Genomic DNA, 22,028 nt, shown 5'->3' on the forward strand with positions numbered 1-22,028 from the left:
CTAGGTTCACTAATGTTTTGTTCTTGTGCCGAGACCGTCAAAAAGCCATATTTAGGTGGTTATTGCGGCGGGGTTCCACCTCTTCCCATTCCGAACAGAGAAGTTAAGCCCGCCTGCGCCGATGGTACTGCAATGCAATGCGGGAGAGTAGGAGGCCGCCTTTTTTTTCAGAGTTGAGTCCCTGACGTCAGTTATGATGTCAGGGACTCTTTTTTTGTTTGATTCCCACTGAGGATGAGATTAATGAGACTTATGAGACTAATAAGACTAATGTGACGGATGGGAATGATAAGTAATGGGAATTATTATTTTAACCAAAATCGCTTTCTATGTTCAAATCCAAATATTTTAACCGTCATTTTTATAATTATGCAGATATCCGATATTTAGAAATGGAAGGTTTTCTGTAGTGATATCCAATGCATGAAGTGCTGCACTTTCAGGCCATGGCAATAGGATATGCGTGAGTGCAGGTGAAATGGTGAGTCCAATGAGGTTTTATTAATGTTTCTGCCTTAGGCGGCAGATGGCTTGTTGGAATGAAATAGAAATGAGAATTGTTCAAAGATAGTTAGTTCTTGCGCTGTTTGGCGCTGATTTCGCATATAGCAAGACAACATTTGATAATTCCTTATACGAGCAAATAATTAGGCGGAAGGACGTTTGAGGTTGCATTGGCTGTGCATAAAGGAATGTATGAGTGATAAAACAACTGAAGCCGGACGAACAACTCAATATAAAGCTACAATTATCGAGGATGCTTATTGGCAGATTTTCATAAATGATTCCGCCCGCCTGACCTTATGCAGAAATGCTTTATTAGTCAGGCGGGCGGAAGCGTATTTCTTTTCTGTATTATATCTCTTGGCTTATGCTCCGAAGATTATATTTTGATATATTGCTTATTGTGGTTAGATTTATGCCTTTCCTTGGGCCTTAATCATATTTTGTTTACGGCGGATTTACTTTATTGTTTTCTCTCCGTTCTGTTATTCTGTCCGAATATTGCTGTTTGATATCCTCAATACGATAGTTTTGTTTCTTTCTGAGGCATTTTAAACGCATTACAACGGGATTATGCCAGGCAGGGGGATATGCATACCGGCAATATCTATTTTATGCTCTCTGGCGTAATTCAGAATGCGCTTGCGTGTCCTTATTGCCTTTTCTTTGTCCATATCGTATGAGGCGCAATATTCGGGATGGCTTAGCTGGAGTGCCATTCCGTGAATTATGTCGCCTGCAACCAATACTTCATTGTCTACATTGTAGATGGTGTGGCCGGGAGTGTGACCGCTGCCATCAAGCGCAATTACGTTGCCGGGAAGAGTGTCGCCAAACTCGAAAAGGTGCAAATGCTTTTCGTATGCCTTCATTGTCTTCACGACCTGAGCCTTTGCTTCATCCGGCATTTTCATCCAACTTTCATATTCTTCACGTGAAGCATAGACTTCTGCATTGGTGAACACAGGCTTGTCGCCTTTCATCATGCCGCCGATATGATCGCCGTGAAAGTGTGTGAGATAGATGAACTTGATGTCTTCAGGCTTATTGCTCAGGGCCGTAAGCAACTGGCTGTCCGACTTTCCGAGTCCGGTGTCGAACAGTATTGTTGCTTCTTCTGTCTTGACCAATATGGCATTAACAGACGACTTGATGCCGTTGCGTATGCCAAGGCTGTCAATAAGGCTTTCTGGTATGTCGCCAAAAAGACTCAGCTGCATTGTGCGCTCTGCCTTGTTGTCCCTGATACAGGTAACCGTAACTTCGTTTACCTTGACGGTTTCAGATATATTTGCTTGGTCTGCCATTTTAGGTTGACTGATAACGACATTCTCTTCTACGTTGCCACCATTTGCCACATGCGGCACAATGGCCGCCAGCAGCATGACACATAAAGCTAATGGCTTGTTCATCTCTCCGCAGTCTTTATGTTGTCACTTAACGATATTAAAGCCCTTAGCCAGTCCGCCTTCGCTTGTCTCCTTGTAAAGAGAAGGAATGTCGTGGCCGGTGTGCTTCATCACGTCTACTACTTTGTCGAACGAAACGCGGTGGATGCCGTCTGAGAATGCTGCATACAGGTTAGAGTCGAGGGCTCTTGCTGCAGCGTAGGCATTACGCTCGATGCACGGAATCTGCACAAGTCCGCACACAGGGTCGCACGTCATGCCGAGGTGATGCTCAAGACCCATCTCTGCTGCATACTCAATCTGCGACGGACTGCCGCCGAACAGCTGGCATGCTGCTCCTGATGCCATGGCGCAAGCAACGCCTACCTCTCCCTGGCAACCTACGTCGGCTCCTGAGATTGAGGCATTCTTCTTTACTATGTTGCCGATAAGTCCGGCTGTGGCAAGGGCATGAAGTATGCGGGTGTCATTGAAGTTGTGACCTCTCGAAAGATGATACAACACGGCTGGGAGCACACCGCTGGCGCCGCAGGTGGGAGCTGTTACGATGGTGCCGCCCGAAGCGTTCTCCTCGCTTACAGCCAGCGCGTAGGCATAGACCAGACCTCTCGACTGCAGCGACTGCTTGTAGCCTGAAGCCTTGACATAATAAGTGGGAGCCTTGCGGGTGAGATTGAGCGGACCGGGCAAACGTCCTTCGTGGTTAAGACCACGCTCTACTGCCTGCTGCATCATATGCCATACCTCGAGAAGATAGTCCCAGAAGCCTGAATCCTCACACTGGTCGACATATTCCCAATAGTTGCGTCCCGTCTCGTAACACCAGTTCATGATGTCGCTCATGGTGTTCATGTCGTACACCTCGGGCGTATTGAACATGTCGTCGCGGCCCTTGCCTTCAGACAGGGCGCCTCCGCCGATGCTGTAGACTGTCCACTCGTCTGCCACTTTATCTTCATCGGCATAAGCAACAAATTTCATTCCGTTGGGATGATAGGGCAGAAACACCGACGGCTGCCAGTCGATTTCTACCGGAGCCGCTGCCGACAGCACTTCTATGATGGCCGTGTCTGTCATGTGGCCTTTGCCTGTGGCTGCCAGACTGCCGTATAGAGTAACCTTAAACTGCTTGGCTGAAGGGTTCTTCTCCAAAAAAATCTTAGCTGCTTTCTGCGGCCCCATTGTATGACTGCTCGACGGGCCTTTACCTATCCTGTATAATTCCCTTAATGATTTCATATCTTTGTTTTCTTAATGTCTTTGCAAATATAATAAGAAAACACGTTAACGGCAAAGCCCTGCGGCGTTTTTATGCAACGGTCTTGACATGAATCATGACAGAGGTTAGGGCCAACCGCTATTCATGCGGTACGAAAATGTGCCCCTGCACGGCGCTTTATGCAGGTGAAAACCCGAAAACGCTGACATGCAGGGGCACTATACCTAATCCCAAATCTGTCATTCGGCCGCACATGACTTTATCTGTTTTGTGCATTCATGCTTTCAGTCAGCCTTTCTGTTTCTATTGAGCGGATTTTCGTCAGACTCTTCTTGACTTGGCCCTTTGTGCCTGCAAAATGACTGACGAAAATCCGCTCGATATAAGGCAAAAATACGGACGGAATACTAATAACGCTTCGTGCTGAACTATTTGTCCGGCAGCCGTACCGCCTTAGCTTGCCATGAACGGCATAAGCGAAATGGCGTGGCGGCGAGGGAGGCTAAAGGGTGTAAGGACACCTTGCCGGACATTATCTGATACCATTGTCGTTGTCGCTGTTGCTCAGCTTGCGCTGGTCGGCCTTATACTTGCGTCCGTGGCTGAAGTTGTACGACAGAGTGAAATAGATCATGTTGCCGTTGTCCTTTATCTGCGTAACTCCCGTGTTCTTATAATAGCGGCTTGTGGTGCTGCTCTCGTATATGTTGCCCTGCGCATAGCCTACGAGGATGCCGCCGACGCCCACCTGAAGGTTCTTGTATTTGTAGCTTACGTTAAGGTTGAAGTTGCGCTCGCCTCCCGTCATGCTCTCGCCGAAGAAACTTTTCGGAGCATTGTATATGTCGGCCGACGCGCTCCAGTTGCCCAGCATCAGATAAGCCGAAGCCCTCCAGCGCCATGCGTTGAAGTTATGCGAGTAGCTAAGTCCGCGGCTTTCGTATCTGTTATAGCTGCCATACAGCGCTATGTTGAGCACGTTCTTTATCGGGCGCAGTATCAGGTTGGCCGCAACGGTTTTCTGTGTGAAGCTCTCCTGGTTTTCAGGTCTTGCTGTTATGACGTATGTTCCGTCTTCCTGCATCACCGGGCTGTAGGTGTTCATGATGATGTCGGGCGCATAATACCAGCTGCCGGTAAGGCGGAAGTCGAAGAGGGGCATCGACCAGCTTACCATAAGGCTGTTGTTGTAAGAGTTGTATGGCGCCAGATCCCTGTTGCCGTCGTAGGCCACAGCCTCGTTCATATACTGCTTTACCTCCGTGAGCTGCGACAGCGACGGCATGTTCTGTCCCATGCTTCCGCTGTATCTGATGAATACATTCTTTATCGCACTTGTCGAGAGGCTAAGCTGCGGCCTTGCCGTCCATTTGTTGAATCCTGTCTCGCCCTGATGTATCGATGTGTAGCTGGCACCTATGCCCGCCTGATAGTTTATCACGCTGAGGTTGCCCTGCAGCTGCGCAAACATATACAGGTTGTCCGAGTTGAGGTGTGCGTCGGTCTCATTGGTGCCCGAGTAGTCGTTTTCGGTCCTGCTCACAGAGTATCTCGCCCCAGCCGTGAAGGCTGTCTTCTTCATGGTCTTGGTATACATTGCCTCGCCTATCAACGAGTATTTGCGTCCGTCGGCAATGTAGCTGTAGTCGCTCAGCGGCTCTGACTTGACCGACTGCTCAGGCGACTCGTTGAAGAGATAGTTGCTCATCAGGTATTTGTAGTCGGTGCCGATGTACGTGCCCACAAGGTTTGCCATGATGTTCTGGTTGTGCGGCAGGTTGACCGAGTAGTAGATGTCGAGCGACGGCGTGCGGTCTTTGTTCACCACCTTGTTGTAGAGATACCTGTCGGGCTGCCCCGTCTCCTGCACCAGCTGGCGCATGTCTCTGTTGGGACTGTTGTAGTTGTTGTAGAATAAGCGCACGTCGAACACATACTTGCCGGGGTCGGCCAGGCTGTAGCCCAGCTGCAGATTGTTCATCGTGTACATGAAATCAGAGTTGTAGCCTATATAGTTTACGCTCTTCTGCGTTCCGTCGGGCAGATAGTAAGTGCTGTTGTTGCTGATGCTGCGCTCGTCGTAGCCGCGGTAGCTGAATCCGTAGTTAATGCTGAACTCTGACTTCTTGTAGTTATATTTAAAGTAAGCGCTGCTGTTGTTGAATCCTGTGGCAAAGGCCTGCATCGTGCTTGCCCCGCCCACGTAGCCCGCGCTGCGCCGCTTCACCACATAGTTGATCACGGCCTTCAGTCCGCTGTCAGAGTATCTTATTCCTGGGTTGTCGATATATTCTACGCGCACCACCTCGTCGGGCCTGAGCGCCATGATGTCCTGCGTGCTGGCCACGATGTCGTTGATGCGCACCTGCACCGAGCCGCCCTCCATGCTCGACACGGTCTGCATCACGGGGTCTACCCTTATGCCGTCGAGCGTCATGAGGTTGAGCAGTTCAAATCCGTTCGACGACGCCTTCACCATCTCCTTCGTAGGTATTATCAGCTGCCGGTCAACCTTCTTTATCACTCTCATGCCCTTCACCGTTATTTCGCCCAGTGTCAGCGTTGTGTCCACCTCGAGCGAGTCGGTCTGAGCCGCGGCTGTTCCGGCCGTGCATGCCATAAGGGACAGTATTAATATTATGTTTCTCATGTTATTACGATTTTGTGGGGTTGCTTGATGTGTTGTCTGCTACGGTAAACATGTGTTGCCGCTGCCGCTTTAGTGCGGCGTCAGCTTTTGGCTGCAAGCTGAGTTTGTGTTGTCTTGCTTTCAGTCAGAGCCTTTCGCTGTTGCCATGTGTCAGCCGCCTTCATGTGGGCGTATGCCTGTGTTGCCGTCGTTCATAGTCTGCCGTTTTTTAGTTAAACCTAAATAAAATATGTCTGTATCTTTATGCCGGTAAAATACTTACATACCGCAAATATATGCAATTATTCTGAATTTGGCAAGTGATATTGCCGTTATTGTCGACATAATGTCGGATATGGTGCATTATAGGTGTCATACAGATACTTAATATCTTCAGCCTGTGTAAAAATGAAATGCTGTACGGATGCAAACAGAAAGGCCGTCACCATGCCCGGAGAGGCGCTTTTACCGGCTATGAAAACATCGTAAGCGATGCAACCGGCACGCCCTGACGGCCGTTTGGGATGACGGAAAATACTGCCGCTGTAACGCCTTGATATTCAACGCGTTGCAAAAGGTCGCCTTTTAGCGTGCAAAAGACGCCCTTTTAGAGGCTGAAAGCATACCTTTTAGGAGCCGAAAGGTGCCCTTTTGGCTGTGCCGCGCACGGCCTGATGTGCGGCATGGGCAGCCTGCGCCATGTCAGTGGCGTTACGTCGCGCAGCCGGCGGCCTTGCAGATGCTTTCAGTGACTTATGGTGAGGTCAGACGGCTGCAAAGTGATGTATTATCACAGAATGTCGCATTTTTTTGAATAAAAATGCTTTTTTCGAATAAAAATATATATATTTGCATATTACAACACGGCAATGGCGCAATATGAAAAACAACTTTGCTGTTGGGTGGCTTATGCTTTGTCAGTGTATGGCACCGGTGTCTCCGGGCATTATTGCCGGCGGAGGTTAGCGCCAATGCATGCTGTATATTATATAATGTGTCCGACTTTGGCAAAGGCGATAACATGATGACTACAGATAAGACGACATACAGTGCGGCAAGTTCATGCGGCAAGCTGCGGCGCATGCTTGTGTGGCTGAGCCGCATGCGCCATAGCCGCGGCTTTGGCGTGCAGTCGCCGTGGGCCTACCGCATGGTGCGCTATGTCATCAACGAGCATTATCCCTATTACGCCTACGACGACCTGGCGCTGAGCTATCCCGGCCTGGGCGTGGTGGAGCGCAAGATGTGCGAACTGTGCCTCAGGCTTGCCAACAGCGTGCAGCCCTCGCTCGTTGTCAACTTCGACGATGCCGGCGGCGCTTACGGCGCATATTTCGGTGCCGGATGCCGCAAGGCGCGCATCGAGAGCGTCAGTTCGGCCTTGTCGCCCGTGCGCCTTTCCGACATGATTGGCGGCTGCAGCGGCCGCTTCGTGGCAAGGCTCGTTCCGTGCAGCGGGCTTGCCGACCAGCTGGCCTCCATATGCAGTGCGGCCCGTGCCGGTTCGGCGGTGGTGGTTCACGGCATACATTCCGACAGCAATGCGCGCGGCATATGGCGGCGCATAGTGAGCGATGAGCCCGGCGTGGTTACGTTCGACCTGTATTACTGCGGACTTATGTTTTTCGACGAGAAACGTTATAAACAAAATTACATAATTAACTTTTAAATCCATTATGGCTATGAAGATGACGAAGGTATATACAAAGACCGGCGATAAAGGCACCACAAGCTTGGTGGGAGGTGTCAGAGTAGAGAAAACAAACGCACGCATTGAGGCCTACGGCACAGTCGACGAGCTCAGCGCCCATCTCGGCATGCTGGCTTCTTTCTTGAAGGATGGCGAGGACAAGGAATTTATCTACAGAATACAGCGCAACCTCTTTACCGTATGCTCGTATCTGGCCACCGACAAGACACAGACAGCCCTTGCGCCGTCGTACACGCTTAATCCGGAAGAAGTTACAGCCGTCGAGGAGGAGATTGACATCATCACGGCCAACATACCTCCGCAGACAACGTTCATCCTGCCCGGAGGATCACACGGAGCAGCCCTTGCCCACGTGTGCCGCACGGTGTGCCGCAGGGCAGAGCGCCGCATATTCAAGCTCAACGAGATGACCGAGCTCGACCCCGAGGTGCTGCAGTATGTGAACCGTTTGTCGGATTATCTTTTCGTATTGGCGAGAAAATTAAACTTTATTTACGGAGTGAGAGAAAAAATCTGGAAGAAACCTTGCAAATAAGAAAAAATATAGTACTTTTGTGGGTGATTAAAAACGTAAATTTTAAAGGTTATGTATTGGACACTTGAATTAGCTTCAAAACTCGAAGATGCACCGTGGCCCGCAACAAAAGACGAGTTAATCGACTATGCAGTCCGCTCGGGTGCTCCTCTGGAAGTGCTGGAAAATCTGCAGGAAATAGAAGACGAGGGCGATGTTTACGAGAGCATCGAGGATATATGGCCAGACTATCCTACCAAGGAGGATTTCTTGTTTAATGAAGACGAATATTGATTTAATTTGATAAAAAAGGGCAGCTCAGAGAAAAAGAGCCGCCCTTTTGCATACAATAAAATTGCATGACTTGCGTTATATTGTCGTGCGAATACGTCTTTTAACCATATTAACAGTGATGATGCTGGCCTCGGCAAGGGTCAGCGCGCAGTATGATGCGTCTTTCAGTCACTACTGGGACCTTGAGCCTTACTATAACCCGGGCTCGGTGGGCAAGGCCTCAAAGCTAAACATTGCGGCGGTGTATGCCCTAAGCTTTGCAGGATTCGAGAACAATCCGCGCTCAATGTACGTGGGCGCCGACATGCCGCTGTATTTCCTTAAGAACTATCACGGCGTGGGCCTCTCGCTCTTCAACGACCAGATAGGTCTGTTCACACACCAGCGCCTGGCGCTGCAGTATGCCTACAAGCACAAGCTCTTCGGCGGAATGATAAGTGCGGGCGTACAGCTGGGGCTGCTCAGCGAGGGCTTCGACGGCTCGAAGCTCGACATTGAAGACTCGAGCGACCCGGCCTTCACCACATCAGACGTCAACGGAAGCGCCTTCGACGTGGGCTTCGGACTTTATTACACGCACGGCCCCTGGTATGTGGGCGTGTCGGCCCAGCACCTCACCGCTCCGCTGGTTGAACTGGGCGAAACAAACGAATTGCAGATAGATCCTACATTTTATTTGACCGGCGGATACAATATTAAACTAAGAAATCCGTTTCTTACAATACATCCGTCTGTGCTGCTGCGCACCGACGGGGTGGCCTGGAGAGGCGACGTGTCGGGCCGGCTGGTCTATACAAACGACAAGAAAATGCTCTACGGGGGCGTGTCTTACAGCCCCACAAACTCGGTTACGGTGCTGGTGGGCGGCAGCTTCCACGGCATCAACATAGGCTACAGCTATGAGGTGTACACCTCGGCCATCAACATGGGCAACGGCAGCCACGAGCTTTTCATCGGATATCAGACTACACTCAACCTTTATAAAAAAGGAAAGAATAAACATAAAAGCGTGAGAATATTATAAGATATGAAAAAGATAAATACAATAATTGCCCTTGGCGTGATAGTGCTCACCACGCTCTCTGCATGCTTCGGCGGACGCTCCGCATCGGTAGGACGCGGAGGCGAGGTGGTAGGAGTAGGCGGGCGTGCCTTCACCGAGCCTACGCCTTACGGAATGACACTTATAAAGCGAGGCTTCCTCAAGATGGGTATGGAGAAAGAAGACAGCCTGTGGGGAAAGCAGACTCCGGTAAAGGAAATATCGGTTGACGGTTTCTGGATGGACGAAACCGAGGTTACAAACTCTGAGTACAAGCAGTTTGTGTTCTGGGTGCGCGACTCTATCCTCCGCACTCGTCTTGCCGACCCGTCTTATGGCGGCGACGAGAGCTACATGATAACCGAAGACAAGAACGGCGACCCCGTAACCCCGCACCTCAACTGGAAGAAACCGTTGCCGCGCAAGCCTAACGAGGACGAGCTGAGAGCCATCGAGAGTCTCTACGTTACAAATCCCGTTACAGGAGAGAAGATGCTCGACGCCAGCCAGATGAACTACCGTTATGAGGTCTACGACTATACAGCCGCTGCGCTGCGCCGCAACAGACTTAACCCTGCTGAGCGCAACCTCAACACCGACATACCGGTTAATCCCGACGAAGTGGTGATGATTTCAAAGGACACTGCTTACATCGACGACGAAGGACGCATCGTAAGACAGACCATCGACCGCCCTCTCAGCGGCCCGTGGGACTTCCTCAATACATACATCGTCAACGTATATCCTGACACAACATGCTGGGTCAACGACTTTGTCAACTCTGACAACGAGACCTATATGCGCCTTTATTTCAGCAGTCCTACATATAACGACTATCCCGTTGTGGGCGTAACATGGGAGCAGGCCAACGCGTTCTGCGCATGGCGCACCGACTATCTGCTCAAGGGTCTTGGCGGAGAGGCACGCTACATACAGCGCTATCGCCTGCCCACAGAGGCCGAGTGGGAGTATGCCGCACGTGGTAAGGAAGGCACAGAGTTCCCATGGGAGACTGTCGACGTTAAGAACGATAAGGGCTGTTTCTTTGCCAACTTCAAGCCCGACCGCGGCAACTACACCGAAGACGGCAACCTTATAACCAGCCGTGTGGGCATCTTCTCGTCTAATTCAAACGGACTGTTCGACATGGCGGGCAACGTGGCGGAGTGGACCAGCACCACATATACCGAGGCAGGTATCGACGCCATGAACGACCTTAACCCCGAACTGCGCTACAACGCGGCCAAGGAAGACCCCTACAAGCTCAAGAAGAAGAGCGTGCGCGGAGGTTCATGGAAAGATCCCGAGTCGTACATCCGTTCGGCATGGCGTACATGGGAGTATCAGAATCAGCCCCGTTGCTACATCGGTTTCCGCTGTGTCAGAAGTCTGGCAAGCACAACAAGTTCAAAACAGAAAAAGAAGTAAGACATGACAGAATACAGCAAATATAATATCATCTACCGCCTGCAGAGGTGGCTCGACAGCGTACCGGGACAAACGTTCCTGAACTACGCTTACAGTTGGGGTGCGTCTATCGTTATCCTTGGTACATTGTTCAAGCTCACTCACCTTCCCGGAGCCAACATCATGTTGTACTTCGGTATGGGCACTGAGGTTATAGTGTTCTTCATTTCGGCCTTCGACCGTCCTTTCGACAAGACAGCCATAGGCAAGGAAATACCCACTCATATTGCTGAGGAAGAGTATGGCGACGAAGAACTTGACATGGCTGATGCCGACGGATTTGACTCTCCGGCGGCTGCTCCGCGTGTTGCCGGTGGTGGCGTTCAGGGCGGAAATGTGGTTTATATCAATGGTGGCGGTGCTCAGCCGCAGCCTGCTTCGGCAGCTGTTGCTTCTTCTGACGACAGCGTTCAGCCGTCAGCCGGAGACCAGTCGTCTGCCGGTGGCGAGTTCGTTGCAGGCCAGCCATATGCCGCTGCAGCAGGAACTGCTCCGCAGGGAATGCCCGCTCAGCAGCCTTCTACAGGCTGGATAACAGCCCAGCAGCAGGTATCGCCTGAGATGGAAGAAGCCACAAGCAACTATGTTGAAGAACTCAAGAAACTTACAGACATGCTGGCCAAGGTGTCGGAGCAGAGCGCACGTCTTACACGCGACTCAGAGGAGATGGAAAATCTCAACCGCACTCTCACCGGTATATGCAAGGTTTACGAGATGCAGCTTAAGGGCGCAAGCTCTCAGATCGGCACTATCGACCAGATAAACGAGCAGTCGCGCAAGATGGCTTCACAGATAGAACAGCTTAACAAGATTTATGCCCGCATGATAGAGGCCATGACCGTAAACATGCGCGCAGCAACAAACAACGGAAACAACGCAGAAGTATAAAAACGCAAGGCAATGGCAATAAAGAAAAGACCGGTATCTCCACGCCAGAAGATGATAAACCTTATGTATGTCGTCCTCATGGCCATGCTTGCGCTTAACGTCTCGACCGAAGTGCTCGAGGGCTTCTCTATTGTGGAGGAGAGCCTTCACCGCACCACCTCAAACGTTTCGTCAGAGAACGAATCGCTTTATGGCGACTTCGAGACTCAGATGAAATCAAACCCTCAGAAAGTGAAGGCATGGTTTGAGAAGGCCACTGCCGTCAAGCAGATGAGCGACTCGCTGTTCAACTTTGCACAGCAGCTGAAGGAGGCTATTGTGAAAGAGGCTGACGGAGAAAAAGGCGACGTGCTTAATATAAAGAACAAAGAAAACCTCGAAGCTGCCAACCAGATAATGCTTTCGCCTGCTTCGGGCAAGGGCGAACAGCTCTTCAACGCCATCAACTCATTCCGTGAGCGCATCTTGAAGATGGTTACCGACGAGCGTCAGAAAGCAATCATAGCCAGCAATCTTACCACGATATTGCCCAAAAACGCGCGGACAATGGGTAAAAACTGGCAGGAATACATGTTCGAGGATATGCCTGTGGCAGCGGCTGTTACGCTTCTGACCAAGCTGCAGAGCGATGTCCGCTATGCTGAAGGCGAGGTGTTGCACACTCTTGTGGCCAATATCGACATGAAAGACATACGCGTCAACAAGCTAAGTGCTTTCGTGATACCCAATGCACAGACGATAGTGCGCGGCGACAAGTTCTCGGCTCAGATCGTTATGGCAGCGGTAGACACTACGCAGCAGCCACAGATATACATCGGCGGAAGGCAGATGAACCTGCGCAACAATACCTATGAGATTGTAACCGGACGCACCGGCGACTTTAATCTCACGGGTTATATCACAATGCGCAACGGCAGCGGCGATGTGATTCGCCGTGATTTCTCACAGAAGTACACCGTGGTAGACCCCAGCGCAACGGTTTCTGCCGACCTCATGAATGTGCTTTATGCAGGCTACAGCAATCCTATCAGCATAAGCATCCCGGGCGTTCCGCTCAACAAAGTATCGGCATCGATGAGCGGCGGCACGCTTCAGCCAGTGGGTCCGGGCAAGTATATAGCCCGTCCGACAGCCGTAGGAAAGGATGTAACGATAAACGTAATGTCGCTGCAGACAGGCAGCGCCAAGCCGGTAGGCCAGTTTACGTTCCATGTGCGCAAGCTTCCTGATCCTACACCATACATCGCCATCGGCGACAACCGTTTCCGTACGGGCGGCTTGGCGAAGGCTTCGCTCATGTCGGTAGGAGGCATCAAGGCCGCCATTGACGACGGACTGCTCGACATTCCGTTCAAGGTGCTGAGCTTTGAGACCGTGTTCTACGACAACATGGGTAACGCTGTGCCAATGGTTTCTAATGGCGATTCGTTCACGCAACGCCAGCGGGAGACCTTCCGCGGACTGTCGCGCAACAAGCGGTTCTATATCACCCGTATCACAGCCGTAGGTCCCGACGGAATTAAGCGCACGCTGCCGTCGACAATGGAAGTTATTGTGAAATAGTTCTCTTGCCCGAGGCCGGACAGCAGACCCGGGCTGAGATAAAAATAAAAACATAAATATGACAAGATTCATGTTCTTTAAGAAGATAGCAAATGGCCACAAGACGGTGGCTGGCGGACCCACCTTGCGTGTGTGCGCAGTGCTGCTTTTGCTGGCAGCATGCATGGCAGAGGCGTCTGCACAGCCGGCGGCGCGCCGCAGACAACAGCAGCAGAAAAACGAGTCGAACGCACAGACGCTTACCACCCGTGCCCGCATCTCTTATCCGACGGCAGCCCGCATGTCTGAGGATGTGGTGTGGCGCCGCGACATTTATCGTGAGATTAATCTCGAGGAGGACGCCAATGCCGGCCTTTATTATCCGGTAGAGCCTGTAGGTTCGCAGATGAACCTGTTCACATACATCTTCAAGCTGATGATGCGTGGCGACATAAAGGCATATGAGTACCGTCTGGACGGCAACGAGGTGTTCACCGATTCTGCCCGTGTAAAGCCCCTGGCCTTTCTCGACAACTATCACATATACTACGAACGCAACGGAGGCCGAGTGCGTCTGGACAACAGCGACATTCCGTCGCGCGAGGTTAAGTCGTTCTATGTAAAGGAGAGCGCATATTACGACCAGGCTTCTGCCACCTTCCATACAAAGGTCTTGGCGCTGTGTCCTATCATGTCGCGTGAGGACGACTTCGGCGACGGAGCGCAGAAGTATCCTCTTTTCTGGGTGAAATACGACGACCTGGCTCCTTATCTGAGCAAGCAGATAATAATGACGAGCAACCTCAACAATGCCGCCACGATGAGCATGGACGACTATTTTACGCGCAACATGTATAAGGGCAAGATATACAAGACCACGAACATGCTTGGCAAGACGCTCAGCCAGTATTGCCACACTGACTCTGCCATGATCAAGGAGCAGAAGCGCATTGAGGGCGAGCTTGCCGCCTTTGAGAAAAACATCTGGGGCGACCAGGCACGCAAGGACTCGCTCGACAGCATTGCAAAGGCCGAAGTGAAGGTGAAGGGCAAGAAGGTGAAGAAGAACCGCCGCTCGTCTACAACGGTGAAGAAGAGCCGTTCGTCAAGCAAGAGCTCTTCAGGCTCATCATCGGCAGCACGCGTTACGGTGCGCAGACAGAGACACTGATATAATACAAGATAACGACTGCCCCACGACGGGGCAGCCAAATTTATAAACACTTAAAATGAAAGCTTATGAAAAAGTTATTTACACTGATTGTTCTTGTAGCGGCAACCTATTTCGCCGTGCCGGCAAACGCACAGCTGAAGTTTGGTATCAAGGGTGGTCTTAACATCACAGACATGTCGCTCAGTAATGATGTATTCGAGACATCAAACCGCACCGGATTCTTCATCGGTCCGACTATCAAGTTCACACTCCCCATCGTAGGCCTTGGCATCGATGCTTCTGCGCTCTACGACCAGCGTGAAGGCGAGGTCAATGTTGAGGCTGACGACAACACTCTGGTGTCAACAAGACTGAAGCAGAAGTCAATCAATATTCCTATCAACCTCCGTTATGACATCGGTCTGGGAAGCCTTGCTGCCGTTTATCTCGCAGCCGGACCTCAGTTTGGATTCAACGTTGGCGACAAGAACCAGAGCCTGTATAAGGACGTGGCAGAATGGAGACTCAACACCTCTAACTTCAGTGTAAACGTTGGTGCAGGTGTAATGCTGTTAGGCCATCTGCAGGTTGGTGCCAACTATAACATCGTTTGCGGCAAGACAGGCGAGATAACCGTTCTCGACGGTGCTGAGAGCGTGCTGCGCGGCCGTTCAAACACATGGCAGATTTCTGCTGCCTACTATTTCTGATCCGGGCAAATTCTTTAAAAGCATAGAATAATTCCATTGGAGACATTTCTGCGTCGGCATGAAATGTCTCCTTTTTTTGTACCTCTTTATTCCGCCATTTATGGTTTTTGTGCAAACAAGCACTTTCTTCTTTTGTGCATTTGGGCATAATTCTGTATTTTTGCACAACAGATGACTTACGCAGATATCATACTTCCGCTGCCGCTTGACAGCCTGTTCACCTACTCCGTGCCCGACAGTCTTGCCGGACGCGTGGGGCAGGGCATAAGGGTGCTCGTGCCGTTTGGCAAGAGCAAGACATACGTGGGGCTGGTGGTGAGGACACACAACAACAAGCCCGACTTCAATGTTAAGGACATATCTACCGTGATGGACGACGCTCCTGTGGTAAATGCCGTGCAGCTTGAGCTGTGGCGATGGATGGCCGACTACTATCTGTCGTCTGTTGGCGACGTGATGAACGCTGCCCTGCCGTCGGGACTCAAGAGCGAGGACGGATACACGGCAAAGACCGAGACCTATGTGTCGCTTGCGCCCGAATATCACAGCGAGCGCGCCATACGTGTGGCTCTCGACGTGCTGAAGCGTGCTACGGCCCAGCTTAAGGTGTTTGAGACATTCCTCACGCTCTCTCACTGGGACACCATAAGCGGCGACACATGTGCCGAACCCGTGGCCGAGGTGAGCCGCGACGAGCTTATGAACGAGACACACTGCACTTCGGCAGTGTTCAGAAATCTTGTCGTAAGAAAATTCCTGAACACCTACGAGCGCGAGATAGGCCGGCTGAACAATGCCGGAGAGCCGCATCCCGAGCTGATAAAGCCGCTCAACGAGGCTCAGCAGACGGCCTACAACAATATAGTTTTCAGCTTTCTGAAAAAAAACCGTGGTGCTGCTTCACGGCGTAACGTCGAGCGGCAAGACCGAAATCTACATACATCTCATACGCCAGGCCATCGAGCGCGGGCAGCAGGTGCTCTATCTGCTGCCTGAGATAGCGCTCACCGTGCAGATACGCCAGCGCCTTCAGCGCGTGTTCGGCAACCGCCTCGGCATATACCATTCAAAGTATTCCGACGCCGAACGCGTGGAGATATGGAAGAAGCAGCTGTCTGCCGCGCCCTACGACGTGATACTCGGTGCGCGCTCGGCCGTGCTCCTGCCGTTCACCAATCTCGGCCTTGTCATCATCGACGAGGAGCACGAGACATCGTTCAAGCAGCAAGACCCCGCCCCGCGCTATCATGCCCGCAGCGTGGCCATAATGCTTGCGCGCAAGTTTGGCGCAAAGGTGCTGCTCGGCTCTGCCACGCCTTCGCTCGAGAGCTGGAACAACGCCCATACGGGCAAGTTTGGCCTGGTGAGCCTTATGCAGCGTTATAACGACATACGCCTGCCCGAGATTGAGGTGGTGGACATTAAAGACCTGCAGCGCCGCAAGATGATGAGTGGTCCGTTCTCGCCCCGCCTGATGGCAGCCGTGCGCAAGGCCTTGGACAACGGCGAGCAGGCCATACTGTTTCAGAACCGCCGCGGCTTCGCGCCGATGATAGAGTGTCGCGAGTGTGGATGGGTGCCACACTGCGACAAGTGCGACGTGTCGCTCACATACCATAAGAGCCTCGGACAGCTTACGTGCCACTATTGCGGCACGACATACACCGTGCCCGAGGTGTGCCCCTGCTGCGGAAGCCGCAACCTGCGTGGGCGAGGATATGGCACGGAGAAGGTGGAAGACTACGTGATGGAGCTGTTTCCCGATGCCCGCGTGGCACGCATGGACCTCGACACCACCCGCACGCGCAACGCCTATGAGAGGCTGATAAGCGACTTCTCGGCTCATAAGACCGACATTCTGATAGGTACGCAGATGGTGAGCAAGGGCCTCGACTTCGACAAGGTGAGCGTGGTAGGCATATTGAATGCCGACAGCATGCTCAACTATCCCGACTTCCGTGCCTACGAGCATGCCTTCATGATGATGGCGCAGGTGGCCGGACGCGCCGGGCGCAAGGGCAAGCAGGGTCTCGTGATACTGCAGACCAAGAGCCCGCAGCTGCCTGTCATAACGCAGGTGGTGCGCAACGACTGCGAAGGACTGTTTGCCGACCAGCTCGAGGAGCGCCAGGCGTTCTGCTATCCGCCGTTCTGCCATCTGATATATGTCTTTCTGAAGCATCGCGACGACGCCGTGGTGGCCTCCGCTTCCATGCGTCTCGGCGACATACTGCGCGGCTGGTTCGGCAGCCGTGTGCTCGGTCCCGACAAGCCTTCGGTGTCGAAGGTGAAGACGCTCAACATACGCAAGATTATGCTGAAGCTCGAAAACGGCATCGATCTTGCCAAGGTGCGCCTCTATCTGCGCAAGGCACAGGCCATGATGGGGCAGGACGCCAAGTATCGTTCTGTTCAGATTTACTTCGATGTCGACCCCCTTTAATCCCAATCAGGACATCAGACCGCACGTCGTGTTGTCTGTTTCGTGTATTCCGGCTCTCTGCCATCTTTCCGTTTTCTGTTGCCGTTTTTCCGTCCGCTTTTCTTGACATGGCGTACTATGCCTGCTAAATAACAGACGGAAATACGCTCAGAATAAAGCAAAACAACAGGCAGAATACTGATGCCGGTTTAGGTTTAACCACGTCATTCTTAACCGGCTGCAGAGCCTGCTGTTGCCGCTGAAAAAATGGTTGATTATATATGTATTTCCAATATGTGGTCTTTTGCCTTCCAAAAGGCCACATATTGCAACGTAAAAGGCCACCTTTTAGACGATAAAAGGCGGCCTTTTGCAAAAGTAAGATTATGATGCTCGTAACGCACTGATAATCAGCGGCATTACATTGCGTAGGAATTAAAAGTCGATGTCAAGTCCGATACCGAACACACGGTTAGTGCGTGTGAACGTGTCGGCGCCGTACAGCATGCTCTTTCCTGTCGACGGGTCAGGCGTGGTCAGCAGTGCCGTGGTCTTGTCTACGGCCACCTGTGCAGCCTCCGGGCCCAGCAGCTCGTTGGCCACGTTGCCGATAACCTTTCCTGCCAGTCCGGAGATGTTGTAGTAGTCGTTGGTCTCGCGCTTGTAGTCCTTGTAGAATGTCTGGAAGTAAGCCAGGTTGAGCTTCATCTTCTCGGTCAGCTTAATGCCCACGCCCAGGCCCACAGAGCAAGAGCTTACGTTGAAGCTGATGTCCTCCATGTAGCTGTCGGTGAAGTCATACTCCGTAAACTGCGCTCCGGCGCTCACCTGCACTCTCTTGTTGATGTCATACTCTGCACCGAAGAGATACTCGTTGGTGTTGCCTCCGAGCTTGTCCTGGTGGTTGTCAAACTGCTTTGCGTCTGTGTCAAAGTAGTGGTGCCATCCGGCAGAGATGCGCAACTGCTGCAGCGGCGACCACTGTGCTCCCAGCGTCAGCAGAGCCGGCGAGTCTTCAGCCACCTCAATTCCGTCGGTATAGCGGTTGAGTTGCTCCAGGTTCTTGGCGCTCTCGCTGTTGGCAGAGCGGTTCTTCAGGCGCATGCGCGTCTTGAATTCATACTTTGCTGCAAAGTTAAAGTCTCCCGTCTTATAGTCAACACCGATTATCGGCGCGATGCCCCATCCGGTCTGGTCGCAGTTTAGCGTTACGTCCTCTGTGGCAGAGCCGAGCGCACCCAGCATCACGGCCTTCACCTTATAGTCCTTTGCCAGCTGTGCATATTTGGCTGCGTTGGCCATGTCGCCTGCCTGCTGATACATGTTGGCCATCTCTGTGTATGTGCCCACAGCCACGGCAGTCTGTGCCGAAAGGTTCTTGAACGTCTCGGGCGCGCTTACCATCTCGCCGTTTATGTTGGCCTTGATGTTCTTCACGTAGCCGTAATAGTTAGAGTTGCCGTATAGCACACGTGCGCCCAGATATACCGACCAGTGGTCGTTCAGCTTGCGTGCCGCTCCGAGCGTAAAACCGTAATAGTATTGGCGTCCGCGCATGTATGTGTCCATGTCATACTGCGACACCGTGGGTAGGCCCAGCGAGCCCAGTCCGAGTTCGTTTGTCAGCACGTCGAGGTTCTGCGACAGCAGCGGCAGCAGGGCTATGTTGCCCTCAAACGACGACAGGCCGTCGTCGAACACACACTTGCCGCCTCCGCCCGTGATGGCGAAGTTAAACTGGAAGCTCCAGTTGTTTTTGTTGTATGCCGCCTGTATCGACGGTATGATTGGGGCGTTGGCCTCGCCCTTGAAAGTCTTGGTGGTGTTGCCGAAGTTCTTGGCTCCATAGGCAAACGGAGCGAACGTTGAGGTTATCTCACGCGTCTGGTGAGCGTTCTGGATGTTGAGCGACAGATGGAATCCGTTGTTCATAAATGCCACTCCGGCAGGGTTGCTGTACACACCGGCAATGCCGATCACGGCATCCTGAGCCGGATTTCGCAGGAAAGCAATGTTCTGATTGGTGTTAGTAAGAATACCGCCTGCGCTGGCCGTTGCGGCTGCTGACAGTGCAAGAGCTGCGCAGATTAATTTTGTTTTATTCATCTTTAATAACCTTAAATAAATTGGCTGCAAAGGTATCATTCTTGTTCTTTATTTCCTAAAATGCAGTCTTTTGTTTAATTTTTATTAACAAGATAGCGGCGTGTTAATGCACAAATATATAGATGTGTGCAAGTTTTTGTGTCATACACGTGCATAAATAAAAGGTCGCCTGCGCTGCATCTACAACAGCGTTGGCGACCTTTTCAGCTGTGCCGTCGGCCCTTATTGCTTTGCGGGCGGCGTGTTTTCGGTCTTGTTGTTTTTCTTTGCCAGTTCCGGATAGCTTGTGCGCGTGTGGTATATCGACTTCAGTCGCTCCGTCAGCACCTGCTTTGCCACGGCTATGTCGTGGAAGGTTATCGGGCAGTAGACAAAGTATCCCTCGCTCACCTGCTGGTCTATGAGCCTGTTCACCAGGTTGGATATGCTCTCCTCGGTGTATTCAGGCAGCGACCTCGATGCCGCCTCCACCGTGTCGGCCATCATCAGTATGGCCTGTTCGCGCGTGAACGGGTCGGGGCCCGGATATGTGAAGAGCGAGTCGTCCACGGGTTCGTCGGGGTGTTCGTTCTTGTACGATATGTAGAAATACTTTGTCTTGCCGCTTCCGTGGTGAGTGTTTATAAAGTCCTTTATTATGCTCGGCAGATTAAACTTCTCAGCCATTTTCAGTCCTTCGGTTACGTGGCTTATCACGATCTGTGCCGCCTCTATGCGCGGCATCTTGTCGAGCGGGTTGGTGCCCACCTGGTTTTCGGTGAAGAAGGCCGGGTTCTTCATCTTCCCTATGTCGTGATACATGGCTCCAGTTCTCACGAGCTGCGCCTTAGCTCCGATCTTGTTGGCTATCTCGGCGGCAAGGTTGCTCACCATGACAGAGTGCTGGAATGTGCCCGGAGCCACCTCGCTGAGCTGGCGCAGCAGGTCCTTGCTGGTGTTTGACAACTCAATGAGCGTAACGTTTGATATGAACCCGAACGCCTTCTCGATGATGAGCATCATCGGGTAGGCAAAGAGCAGCAGCACGCCGTTCACGATAAAGTATTTATACATGCTGTGGTCCATCGACGTGATGTTGTTGTCCTGCATCAGCTGCAGCGCGAAATACATGGCGCTGCTGCCTATCGTCACGAGCACGGCCGTCTTGAACAGCTGCGCCCTCTGCGACAGTTCGCGCAGCGAATAGATGGCCACGAGGCCCGCCACAAGCTGCACGATGATGAACTCATACTGATATTTCACGGCGGCGGCACATATCAGAATCATCGTTACGTGCGATATGAAGGCCGTTCGCGAGTCCATGAACACTCGTATGAATATCGGTGCTATGGTGAACGGCAGCACGTAGACGTTCAGTATGCTGTGGCTCATCATCACCGACACGAGTATCGGGAACAGCGTTATCATCGTGTAGAGCATGGTGATGCTGCGCGGCTTTTCAAAGTAGTCCTTGCGGAACAGGCCGAGATACGTGGTGAACAGCATTATGAGCGTGGCCACGAAGAGTATCTGTCCGGCTATTGTCGACGGTATGGCGCTCACCGTTGCGCTGCGCCTCTGCGTCTCCTTCTCAAACGAGTTGAGCACCCTGTACGTGTGGTCGTCCACAATTTCGCCGCGGTCTATTATCTTCTGTCCGCTGAGCACCATTCCGCTTGCCAGCGGTATCGTGCTGAGCAGGTCGGCCTTCTCGGTCTCGCTGCGCTCCTCGTCATAGTTGAGGTTAGGCTGTATATATTCGTTCAGGTTGCATTTCTGCAGTATCTGCCTCTGTTCGGCCAGCTTCTGGTCGGTGAACAGCTGTTCATAGGCCGTCATCGTCGAGTAGATGCACATTATTTCGGCGTTGGTGGCCTTCTTGCCGCTCACAATCCTTATGGTGCTTGTGGTGTCCTTGCTTATCTCTGAGTATTCGGGCGTGTCCATTATTCCTGCCTGATACAGGCGGTGAAGCCTGTCGGCAATGGTCGTAACATAGTTGTAGGGCAGTCCGGGTATGCCCTCCTTGTATTTGCTCAGAAACTTGCCGATCTGCTCCTTCTCTACAGCCGTGTTATAGTTGTAGTAAGGCTCAAATGCCTTTATTATGCTGTCTTGCTCTCCTTTAATGGCCTCGTCGGTCTTGTAGATAGGAAAGTCGAACTTGGCTATCAGCGAACTGTACATCCACGGCTTGCCTATGTCGTATCTGAACTGCGGTCCGCTGTTGCGCGGAAGGAAGCCCACGATGATGATCACGGCCGTAACCACCAGCGACACTCGTGTCAGGATGTTTCTGAAATAATGTTTGTCAGTTTTGTTGAATTTGCCCATTTCTATTCGTATTAAATGCTTTACACTGCGAAAATAATAAAAAAATACGCCACTTTGCTAAAAAAGTTGTAATTTTGCACAAAATTTATCTTATCTTCATTAATA

At 51.8% G+C, this 22,028-nt stretch carries 15 protein-coding genes, 1 rRNA gene and 1 pseudogene; 12 read left to right on the forward strand and 5 right to left on the reverse strand.

Annotated features, from left to right (window positions below; all coding sequences use genetic code 11):
- Positions 1-51 precede the first annotated feature (51 nt).
- Together rrf and ACU52_RS09960 are read left to right on the forward strand one after the other, a co-directional pair.
- Positions 52-164: ribosomal RNA gene (gene rrf / locus ACU52_RS09955) — 5S ribosomal RNA — on the forward strand.
- Positions 165-696: 532 nt separating this feature from the next.
- Positions 697-894 (forward strand): hypothetical protein, encoded by a 198-nt coding sequence (locus ACU52_RS09960; protein WP_053398680.1) that lies wholly within the window; start codon positions 697-699, stop codon positions 892-894.
- Positions 895-1,064: 170 nt separating this feature from the next.
- Here the strand turns inward: ACU52_RS09960 and ACU52_RS09965 are convergent, their stop codons facing one another.
- From ACU52_RS09965 to ACU52_RS09975, 3 genes are all read right to left on the reverse strand, one after another.
- Positions 1,065-1,916 carry an MBL fold metallo-hydrolase gene (locus ACU52_RS09965; protein ID WP_053398681.1) on the reverse strand — a complete coding sequence of 284 codons (852 nt, stop codon included), beginning with the start codon at positions 1,914-1,916 and terminating at the stop codon, positions 1,065-1,067.
- Positions 1,917-1,937: 21 nt separating this feature from the next.
- The gene (locus ACU52_RS09970) at positions 1,938-3,152 is read right to left on the reverse strand and encodes an L-serine ammonia-lyase (RefSeq protein ID WP_021853597.1); all 1,215 of its coding nucleotides are present in this window, start codon (positions 3,150-3,152) and stop codon (positions 1,938-1,940) included.
- A gap of 512 nt (positions 3,153-3,664) precedes the next feature.
- A complete protein-coding gene (locus tag ACU52_RS09975) occupies positions 3,665-5,782 on the reverse strand; it encodes a TonB-dependent receptor (RefSeq protein WP_147630834.1) in 2,118 nt (705 codons plus the stop codon).
- Between the two features lie 1,000 nt (positions 5,783-6,782).
- Between ACU52_RS09975 and ACU52_RS09980 the strand changes: the two genes are divergently transcribed.
- The 10 genes and pseudogenes from ACU52_RS09980 to priA all read left to right on the forward strand — a co-directional run bounded on the left by ACU52_RS09980 (position 6,783) and on the right by priA (position 17,525).
- Positions 6,783-7,430 (forward strand): hypothetical protein, encoded by a 648-nt coding sequence (locus ACU52_RS09980; RefSeq protein ID WP_147630835.1) that lies wholly within the window; start codon positions 6,783-6,785, stop codon positions 7,428-7,430.
- Positions 7,431-7,443: 13 nt separating this feature from the next.
- Positions 7,444-8,007, forward strand: coding sequence for a cob(I)yrinic acid a,c-diamide adenosyltransferase (locus ACU52_RS09985; RefSeq protein WP_021853594.1), 564 nt, complete (start codon positions 7,444-7,446; stop codon positions 8,005-8,007).
- A gap of 51 nt (positions 8,008-8,058) precedes the next feature.
- Complete coding sequence (locus ACU52_RS09990) at positions 8,059-8,280, forward strand: DUF2795 domain-containing protein (RefSeq protein ID WP_021853593.1); 222 nt, start codon at positions 8,059-8,061, stop codon at positions 8,278-8,280.
- A gap of 85 nt (positions 8,281-8,365) precedes the next feature.
- On the forward strand, positions 8,366-9,304 hold the full coding sequence (locus tag ACU52_RS09995) for a PorP/SprF family type IX secretion system membrane protein (RefSeq protein ID WP_125105622.1): 939 nt from the start codon (positions 8,366-8,368) through the stop codon (positions 9,302-9,304).
- Between the two features lie 3 nt (positions 9,305-9,307).
- Complete coding sequence (gene porK, locus ACU52_RS10000; protein ID WP_021853591.1) at positions 9,308-10,750, forward strand: T9SS ring complex lipoprotein PorK/GldK; 1,443 nt, start codon at positions 9,308-9,310, stop codon at positions 10,748-10,750.
- A 3-nt stretch (positions 10,751-10,753) separates the two neighbouring features.
- Positions 10,754-11,677: a type IX secretion system motor protein PorL/GldL gene (gene porL, locus ACU52_RS10005; protein ID WP_053398684.1), complete on the forward strand. Its 924-nt coding sequence runs from the start codon at positions 10,754-10,756 to the stop codon at positions 11,675-11,677.
- A 12-nt stretch (positions 11,678-11,689) separates the two neighbouring features.
- Positions 11,690-13,240, forward strand: a complete 1,551-nt coding sequence (porM, locus tag ACU52_RS10010; RefSeq protein ID WP_053398685.1) for a type IX secretion system motor protein PorM/GldM — start codon at positions 11,690-11,692, stop codon at positions 13,238-13,240.
- A 124-nt stretch (positions 13,241-13,364) separates the two neighbouring features.
- Entirely contained in the window at positions 13,365-14,390 is a 1,026-nt protein-coding gene (gene porN, locus ACU52_RS10015; protein WP_053398704.1) for a type IX secretion system ring subunit PorN/GldN, read from the forward strand.
- Between the two features lie 68 nt (positions 14,391-14,458).
- A complete protein-coding gene (locus ACU52_RS10020) occupies positions 14,459-15,082 on the forward strand; it encodes a porin family protein (protein ID WP_021853587.1) in 624 nt (207 codons plus the stop codon).
- Between the two features lie 171 nt (positions 15,083-15,253).
- A pseudogene (priA, locus tag ACU52_RS10025) lies at positions 15,254-17,525 on the forward strand (replication restart helicase PriA).
- A 414-nt stretch (positions 17,526-17,939) separates the two neighbouring features.
- On the opposite strand, the gene ACU52_RS10030 reads toward priA, so the two are convergent.
- The gene (locus ACU52_RS10030; protein ID WP_053398686.1) at positions 17,940-19,610 is read right to left on the reverse strand and encodes a transporter; all 1,671 of its coding nucleotides are present in this window, start codon (positions 19,608-19,610) and stop codon (positions 17,940-17,942) included.
- A gap of 222 nt (positions 19,611-19,832) precedes the next feature.
- Complete coding sequence (locus ACU52_RS10035; RefSeq protein WP_021853583.1) at positions 19,833-21,923, reverse strand: HD family phosphohydrolase; 2,091 nt, start codon at positions 21,921-21,923, stop codon at positions 19,833-19,835.
- Positions 21,924-22,028: the final 105 nt, after the last annotated feature.

Source organism: Xylanibacter rarus, assembly GCF_001275135.1.
Lineage (GTDB): Bacteria > Bacteroidota > Bacteroidia > Bacteroidales > Bacteroidaceae > Prevotella > Prevotella rara.

Coding starts and splice junctions, on each gene's coding strand:
- ACU52_RS09960 (WP_053398680.1), top strand. CDS start 697: ATGAGTGATAAAACAACTGAAGCCGGACGAACAACTCAATATAAAGCT.
- ACU52_RS09965 (WP_053398681.1), bottom strand. CDS start 1,916: ATGAACAAGCCATTAGCTTTATGTGTCATGCTGCTGGCGGCCATTGTG.
- ACU52_RS09970 (WP_021853597.1), bottom strand. CDS start 3,152: ATGAAATCATTAAGGGAATTATACAGGATAGGTAAAGGCCCGTCGAGC.
- ACU52_RS09975 (WP_147630834.1), bottom strand. CDS start 5,782: ATGAGAAACATAATATTAATACTGTCCCTTATGGCATGCACGGCCGGA.
- ACU52_RS09980 (WP_147630835.1), top strand. CDS start 6,783: ATGATGACTACAGATAAGACGACATACAGTGCGGCAAGTTCATGCGGC.
- ACU52_RS09985 (WP_021853594.1), top strand. CDS start 7,444: ATGAAGATGACGAAGGTATATACAAAGACCGGCGATAAAGGCACCACA.
- ACU52_RS09990 (WP_021853593.1), top strand. CDS start 8,059: ATGTATTGGACACTTGAATTAGCTTCAAAACTCGAAGATGCACCGTGG.
- porK (WP_021853591.1), top strand. CDS start 9,308: ATGAAAAAGATAAATACAATAATTGCCCTTGGCGTGATAGTGCTCACC.
- porL (WP_053398684.1), top strand. CDS start 10,754: ATGACAGAATACAGCAAATATAATATCATCTACCGCCTGCAGAGGTGG.
- porM (WP_053398685.1), top strand. CDS start 11,690: ATGGCAATAAAGAAAAGACCGGTATCTCCACGCCAGAAGATGATAAAC.
- ACU52_RS10020 (WP_021853587.1), top strand. CDS start 14,459: ATGAAAAAGTTATTTACACTGATTGTTCTTGTAGCGGCAACCTATTTC.
- ACU52_RS10030 (WP_053398686.1), bottom strand. CDS start 19,610: ATGAATAAAACAAAATTAATCTGCGCAGCTCTTGCACTGTCAGCAGCC.
- ACU52_RS10035 (WP_021853583.1), bottom strand. CDS start 21,923: ATGGGCAAATTCAACAAAACTGACAAACATTATTTCAGAAACATCCTG.